The sequence below is a fragment of the Intrasporangium sp. genome (genome assembly GCF_032907665.1).
Taxonomy (GTDB): domain Bacteria; phylum Actinomycetota; class Actinomycetes; order Actinomycetales; family Dermatophilaceae; genus Intrasporangium.
In genome coordinates, this window is record NZ_JAJJPG010000036.1 from 22,529 (window position 1) to 29,328 (window position 6,800).

The window sequence follows — 6,800 nt, forward strand, 5'->3', positions numbered from 1 at the left end:
GCGGGTGGTCCGCTAGGACCGGGCCGTGGCGGCTCGTGGCTTGCGCCGGGTGAAGAGCACGCCGGTGATGCACAACGCACCGCCGAGGAACGTGAGGGCCGGCGGGACCTCCGCGAGGAGCACCCAGGCGATGAGGGTGGCGATGAACGGCACGAGGAAGGTCGTCAGCGTCAGCTTGCCGGCGTCGCTCCGGGCGAGGACGAAGGCCCAAAGCGAGAAGGCCACGGCGGTCGGGAAGATCCCCAGGTAGGCGATCCACAGGAGGGTGCTCGGCTCCGCGTCGCGAACGACGTCAACGAGCTCGCCGGTCCAGGGAAGCAGCGTGGCGACGCCGATGACACAGGCGAGGAAGGTGACTTCGGGCCCGGGGAGGCGGCGGAGCAGGGGCTTCTGGGCGAGGACCCCGATGGCGTAGGTCACGGCAGCGACGACCGCGAGCCAGACGCCCACCCGGTCACCCGTCCCGCCGTTGGAGAAGCCGCGCGCGATGATGGCGACCCCTCCGAAGCCGACGACCATGCCGACGAGCAGCCACGGCGTCATGCGCTCGCCGAGGAAGAAGGTGGCGAGGACGGCGACGATGATCGGACCGATCTGGACGAGGAGCGCGGCGGTGCCGGCATCGATGCGACGCTCGGCATCGTTGAGGGCGAGGTTGTAGATCCCGAACCAGGCCACACCGCAGAGCAGCAGCAGCCCCCAGTCGCCCCGTCGTGGCCAGGTCGGCTTGCGGCGGAAGACGAGGAAGCCGAGGGCGACGGACGCGACGAGCAGCCGCCCGAGCGACAGCGCTCCGGGGGGGACGTCGTGACCGAGGTGGCGGATGGCGACGAAGGCCGATGCCCAGAGGACGAGCGTGGCGGCCATGGCGCCGAACACCATCAACCGGCTGGCGGTGCGGCGTGTGGGAGCCGGCGCGGTCGACGGGAGCGTGGAGGCGACCCCGGTGGTGGTCCCGGTGGTGGTCCCGGTGGTGGTCCCGGTGGAGGTCGGGTGTGTGGTCATGTCAGGACGTGACCCTAGGCATCGGCCTCGTCGATGTCGCCCGAATTACCCCCGGCGCGGGGAGGGCGAGGTCGACGAGGGCGGTCGGGAGGGAGGGTGTGAAGGACATGGCAGAAAGCATGTGCCCAATTGTTTCCGGCCACGAGTGGCAGAACCGACGATGTTCGGCGAAATTCTGCCACTTATGTCACACTGGCGGCATGCTCCGCACCGTCGCCGTCCTCGTCGAGGAACCCGTCGCGCCGTTCGAGCTCGCCGTCCTGTGCGAGGTCTTCGGGATCGACCGGACCGAGGACGGGGTGCCGCCCTTCGACTTCCGGGTCTGTGCCGCCGAGCCCGACCGGGTCCTCGCCACGAAGACCGGCATGGGGATCGTGGCCACCCATCCGCTCGAGGCCGCGCGAGAGGCGGATCTCGTTGCGATACCGGGCGGTTCGGTCAACGGGCCCTTCCGGCCGGAGTCTCTCGAGATCCTCCGTGATGCCGTGGACCGGGGCGCCACCGTCCTCTCGGTGTGCAGTGGAGCCTTCTGGCTCGGCGAGGCGGGACTGCTCGACGGGCGCGACTGCGGCACCCACTGGAGGCACGCCCAGCTGCTCGGGGAGCGATTTCCCGAGGCCCGGGTGGACGTCGATGCACTCTACGTCGAGGACGGCCCGGTCCTCACGAGCGCAGGGACGGCAGCCGGGATCGACGCCTGCCTCTATCTCGTGAGCAGGGAGCTCGGCACGGACGTCGCCAATCGAATCGCGCGCCGCATGGTGGTGCCGCCCCATCGCGCGGGAGGGCAGCGCCAGTACGTCGAGACGCCGGTCCCGGCTCAGCCGTGCGACAGCCTGCAGGACGTGCTCACCTGGCTGACCGAGCACCTCGACGAGGACCACACGGTCCCCGGTCTGGCCGCCCGCGCCAACATGTCGGAGCGCACCTTCGCCAGGCGATTCGGTCAGGAGGTCGGCACGACGCCGCACAAGTGGCTCACGGCCCAGCGTGTCCTCCGGGCACGGCACCTGCTCGAGACGACGACGCTCGACGTGGAGTCCATTGCCCGCGCCTGCGGCTTCGCGACAGGGGCGGTGCTGCGCAGCCACTTCCACAAGGAGGTCGGCCTGCCCCCGCTCCAGTACCGCAAGGCCTTCGCCGGCCAGGTGGTGGGCGGCCCGTCGGAGCCGGCTCTCACCTGACGACGGGCCACGGTCCGAGCGATCGCATCGTCTACGGCGCTATTGCATCTGCACTAGACAGGTGTAGAGGGTGTCATCGACGGTGGCGTCGGTGGCGTCGGTGGTTTCGGTTGCGACGGTGGATCTCCGCACTGAGCACCGTGGCGAAGCCGGTCCAGACGACGTAGGGCACCAGGGCCCGTCCCGCCACGGAGTTGACGGCCGTCGTCCGGCGGACGAGGTCGGCACCGCTGGCCGTGAGAACGGCACTCTCGAGTGCAGCACCGCCCGGCGTTCGACCGCGCCAGAACAGCAGGCTCCATCCGCTGTTGAGCACGAGGTTCGTCCCCAGGGCAGCGAGGTAGCTCTGGCGAGCGGACGGCACCGCCTCCCGGATGCCTCCTGCGTGTCGGCCCCCGGCGCCCTCCTCGTCGGGTCTGCGGTCGATCCCCGTGAGGGCTGCGGCGGCACTCGCCGCGATGTCGGCGTAGAGCAGCGTCCAGACGATGGGGAAGGCGGCCTTCGGCGGCTGCCAGGCAGGCAGGTCGAGGCTCCGGTACCACCGAGAGTCCGGCTTCGTCGCCAGGGAGCCGATCACGGCGCTCGTCGTGACTGCGGCGCCGGTGATCGCGAGGTTGCGCAGGGCGGTGTCGGGTGTCGTTCCCTCCATCGCCCGTCGCACCGCCTCGTCGAAGCCGGTGACGCCGCCCGGCACCTCGACGACATCCAGCAGGTCCGACTCCTTGGCGACGACCTCGTGGACAAGGCTGCCCACGAGTGGCTTGGCGATCCCGGCCCCGATGGGAGTGACCAGCCCGACCCAGTGGCTCGCGAGCCGGGGCGTGAGGACGGGGACGGTGACGACGAGGCGCCGGCGCAGGCCGGTCACGGCAGCGAAGCGCTGGATCATCTCGCGATAGGTCAGCACCTCAGGCCCGCCGATGTCGAAGGTCCGGTTGACGTCGGCGGGCAGGTCGGCGGCACCGGCGAGCAGCGTCACGACGTCGTCGATGGCGATGGGCTGGATCCGGTTGTCGAGCCACTTGGGCGCGACCATCGCGGGCAGCCGCGTCGTCAGGTAGCGCAGCATGTCGAAGGAGACCGACCCGTCACCGAGGACGACGGCCGCCTGCAGCACTGCGGTGGGCACTCCGGAGGCGAGCAGGATGCGGCCGACCTCGACGCGCGACGCAAGGTGGGGCGAGAGCTCCTCGCCGTCGGGGTGGAGCCCGCCCAGGTAGACGATGCGCTGCACCCCCTGCTCCCGGGCCACCTCGCCGAAGACCGTGGCCGCCTCGCGGTCGCGCTCGGCGAAGCCGGGCCGGTCGTCCATGGAGTGGACGAGGTAGTACGCGGTCCGTATGCCGCTGAGTGCGGTCCCGAGGTCGCCGCGGTCCGCGGCGTCCCCGACGACGACCTCGACCCGGTCGGCCCAAGGGCGGTCGTCGAGGGAGCCGGCACGTCTCGTCAGCACCCGGACGCGCCACCCTTCCGCGAGCAGGCGGGGCACGAGCTGTCCGCCGATGTAGCCGGAGGCGCCGGTGACGAGCGCGGTGCGTTCCGGGGAGCCGGTGGGGGACGGGGTCGCCGCGCCCGTCGTCGGTCCTGTCGCCTGCTGCGCGCGCTGGTTGGTCGGAGTCATGGCTTCACCTCACGAGGTCGAGGACGGGGGGCAGGAGCAGGAGCATGCCGGCGGACCACGTGACGTGGGTGATGACCGGTCCGAGGATGCCTCCGGTGACGCGTCGCTGGAGGCCGGTGACGAGGCCGAGCACCGCCGCCGCGAAGACGAGCAGGGGGACGCCGGTCCCCACCGTGGTCAGGGTGTAGAGGACGGTCGTGATCGCGACGGCGTGGCCCGGGAGGGCCGCATAGAGGGCTCCACGGAAGAAGAGCTCCTCCGCCACACCGTTGAGGATGGTGATGACGAGGACGACCGGCAGCGAGCCGATGCGGGCGTGGTCGAGCAGCTCGACGACCGGCTCGCTCAGGGTGGGGATCCGGGCCACGACGAGGGCGCCGATGAGGAAGATGGTCAGGAGCAGCACTCCGAGCGCCAACGACTGGACCACAGGACGCCCGGTCCTCGAGCCGCGTCGCGTGTGGCCCAGGCCGAGGCGCAACCGGCCGGACAGCAGGGCGCCGAGCGCCCAGACGGCGGCCAGGCCCAGGGTCGCGAGGTAGAAGAGCTCGTCCCCCGGCTGGATCCGCAGGGCCCAGGCGAGGACGGCGGCACCTGCGACGAGGGTGAGGGTGACGACGACGCGCCGTCGCGCCCGGGTGCCCGGGGGGTCCGGAGCCGCGTCGGCCGCCGGGCGCACGAGCGCCGCGTCGAGGAAGGCACGCAGCTCGGCCACCGGGCCTCGCATCGGTCACCTCCTGGCCAGCTCGTAACGCATCAGGGCTTCCCGGCGCTCGTCGTCGTGGTCGACGATGCGCGTCGGGTATCCGTGCCCATACCCGTTCGGGTCGTTCCACGGCTCGTGCACGGCGGCTCCCTCGACGTGCGCGAGCTCGGGGACCCAGCGCCGCACGTAGTCCCCGAGGGGGTCGAATCGGTGGGCCTGACGGATCGGGTTGAGGACCCGGAAGTAGGGCGCGGCATCGGTGCCGGTCCCGGCCACCCACTGCCAGCCGTGGTTGTTGGAGGCGAGGTCGCCGTCGACGAGGTGGTCGAGGAAGTGGCGGGCTCCGACCGGCCACCAGACATGGAGGTCCTTGGTGAGGAAGCTCGCCGTGACCATCCGCAGCCGGTTGTGCATCCACCCCTCGGCGAGCAGCTGCCGCATCCCGGCATCGACGATGGGGTAGCCGGTCCGGCCCTCCCGCCAGGCCGAGACGAGGCGGTCCGTCGCCGTGCCGGAGTCGTGGGCCATCCGGCTCAGCTCGGGCCGGAGGTCCTGCCACGCGGAGTCAGGGCGATGCCACAGGACATCGGCATAGAACTCGCGCCAGATGAGCTCGGTGACGAACGTGGCAGCGCCGTCGGAGCGCCCCTCCGGGTGGGCGGCGATGTCGGCGAGCAGGGTGCGGGGGTGGATCTCGCCGTACTTCAAGGGGATCGACATGCGGCTCGTGGCGTCGAGGTCCGGCCGGTCGCGGTCCCGGTCGTAGTGGCCGAGGCCCCCGTCGGCGAGGAAGTCGAGCCAACGACGTCTGGCGGGCACCTCGCCGGCGGCATCGCCGTCGGGCCGGGCCCGGTCACGATCGCCGGGCCCGCCCTGGTCGGCAGACGCCGCTGGCAGGGCCACTCCACCGACGTCCCCGGCGAACCACGGGATTCGCAGCGGCGGCATCGCCGGGAGTGGCGAGCCGTGTTGGCGCCACGCCCTGGCGAACGGGGTGAAGACCCGGTAGGGCGCCCCGGCTCGCGTGACCACGACGCCGGGCCCAGCGGCATACGGCGTGCCGGTCGCGACCAGCCGACGACCATCCCTGCCGAGCGCGGCATCGACCGCGGCGTCCCTGCGGCGCCCGAAGGGCGTCGTCTCCCGGGTCACGTGCACGGTCTCGGCGCCGACCTCGTGCGCGAGCGCCGGGATGACCTCGACGGGGTCCCCGGCACGGACGACGAGGCGCCCCTCGAGCTCCGCGGCGAGCGCGCGCACCGAGGCGACGAGACGCCGGGTGCGCGGTCGGTCCACGTCGATCAGGCGGGGGTCGAGGACGAAGACGGGCACCACCGACGTCCCGGCGTCCAGCGCGGCCAGCAGTGCGGGGTGGTCCGACAGCCGCAGGTCGCGTCGGAACCACAGCACCGACACCGTCACTTACGGGCTCCGCGGGTGGTGACGGCGGTCCAGAGCCGGCCCGGCACGAGACGGGCCACACCCATGGCGAGGGCCATTCGCTTGGGGAAGACGATGCTCTCGTCCCCGCTCTCGAGGCCGTCCGCGATGGTGCGGCCGGCCTCGTCGGCGTCGATGAGGAAGGGCATGGGGAACTCGTTGGTGGACGTCATCTCGGTCCGGACAAAGCCAGGAGCAACCGTGGTGACTCGGATTCCCTTGGGTGACAGCGACGCCCGCATCGCCTCGAGGAGGTTGAGCTGGGCGGCCTTGGTCGCGCCGTAGGCCTCCGACCCGGCAAGTCCCCGATACCCGGCCACGGAGGCGATGCCCACGACGTTCCCGTGGCCCTGGGCCACGAAACCGGGCACGACGGCCGCGAGCACATTGTTGAAGCCGAGCAGGTTGACCTCGACGTGTCTGGCGAAGACCTCGCGGTCCCACTCCGTGGCGTCGAACTGCTTCCAGTAGCCGGCGCTGAAGATGACCATGTCGAGGCCGCCGAGGGCCGCGCGCACGGTGAGGGTCGCAGCGTCCACCGCGGCAGCGTCGACGACGTCCACGGGCACGGTCGCCATGGCGCCGCCGGAGACCTCTTCGAGCTCCTCGGCCCGCCGGCCGCTGATCGCGACGTCCGCGCCGCGACGACTCAGCTCCCGCGCCAGCTCGGCACCGATCCCGCTCGAGGCTCCGACGACCCAGGTCTTCCGTCCGTGCAGTGGTGAGGTCATGAGGACTCCTGTCGTTCGAGGCGGATCTGGGCGACATCGAGGTAGCCCGAGGCGAAGCCGGCCTCGCAGTAGGCGAGGTAGAACTCCCACTTGCGGCGGAAGGTCTCGTCGAA

At 71.7% G+C, this 6,800-nt stretch carries 6 protein-coding genes; 1 reads left to right on the forward strand and 5 read right to left on the reverse strand.

What is annotated here, in order from left to right; translation table 11 throughout:
* Positions 1 to 12: 12 nt before the first annotated feature.
* The gene (locus LOY02_RS07775) at positions 13 to 1,005 is read right to left on the reverse strand and encodes a DMT family transporter (RefSeq protein WP_317181771.1); all 993 of its coding nucleotides are present in this window, start codon (positions 1,003 to 1,005) and stop codon (positions 13 to 15) included.
* A gap of 200 nt (positions 1,006 to 1,205) precedes the next feature.
* On the opposite strand from LOY02_RS07775, the gene LOY02_RS07780 reads away from it, so the two are divergent.
* The gene (locus LOY02_RS07780; protein ID WP_317181772.1) at positions 1,206 to 2,189 is read left to right on the forward strand and encodes a GlxA family transcriptional regulator; all 984 of its coding nucleotides are present in this window, start codon (positions 1,206 to 1,208) and stop codon (positions 2,187 to 2,189) included.
* Between the two features lie 73 nt (positions 2,190 to 2,262).
* Here LOY02_RS07780 and LOY02_RS07785 read toward each other — a convergent pair whose 3' ends face one another.
* Genes LOY02_RS07785 through LOY02_RS07800 form a run of 4 tightly spaced genes read right to left on the reverse strand, consistent with a single transcriptional unit; the run spans position 2,263 to position 6,687 of the window.
* Positions 2,263 to 3,810, reverse strand: coding sequence for a tryptophan-rich sensory protein (locus tag LOY02_RS07785; RefSeq protein ID WP_317181773.1), 1,548 nt, complete (start codon positions 3,808 to 3,810; stop codon positions 2,263 to 2,265).
* A 4-nt stretch (positions 3,811 to 3,814) separates the two neighbouring features.
* Entirely contained in the window at positions 3,815 to 4,537 is a 723-nt protein-coding gene (locus LOY02_RS07790) for a CPBP family intramembrane glutamic endopeptidase (RefSeq protein WP_317181774.1), read from the reverse strand.
* Positions 4,538 to 4,540: 3 nt separating this feature from the next.
* Positions 4,541 to 5,938 carry a deoxyribodipyrimidine photo-lyase gene (locus tag LOY02_RS07795; RefSeq protein ID WP_317181775.1) on the reverse strand — a complete coding sequence of 466 codons (1,398 nt, stop codon included), beginning with the start codon at positions 5,936 to 5,938 and terminating at the stop codon, positions 4,541 to 4,543.
* On the reverse strand, positions 5,935 to 6,687 hold the full coding sequence (locus LOY02_RS07800) for an SDR family NAD(P)-dependent oxidoreductase (RefSeq protein ID WP_317181776.1): 753 nt from the start codon (positions 6,685 to 6,687) through the stop codon (positions 5,935 to 5,937). The genes LOY02_RS07795 and LOY02_RS07800 overlap by 4 nt, the downstream gene beginning before the upstream one ends.
* Between the last annotated feature and the right edge of the window lie 113 nt (positions 6,688 to 6,800).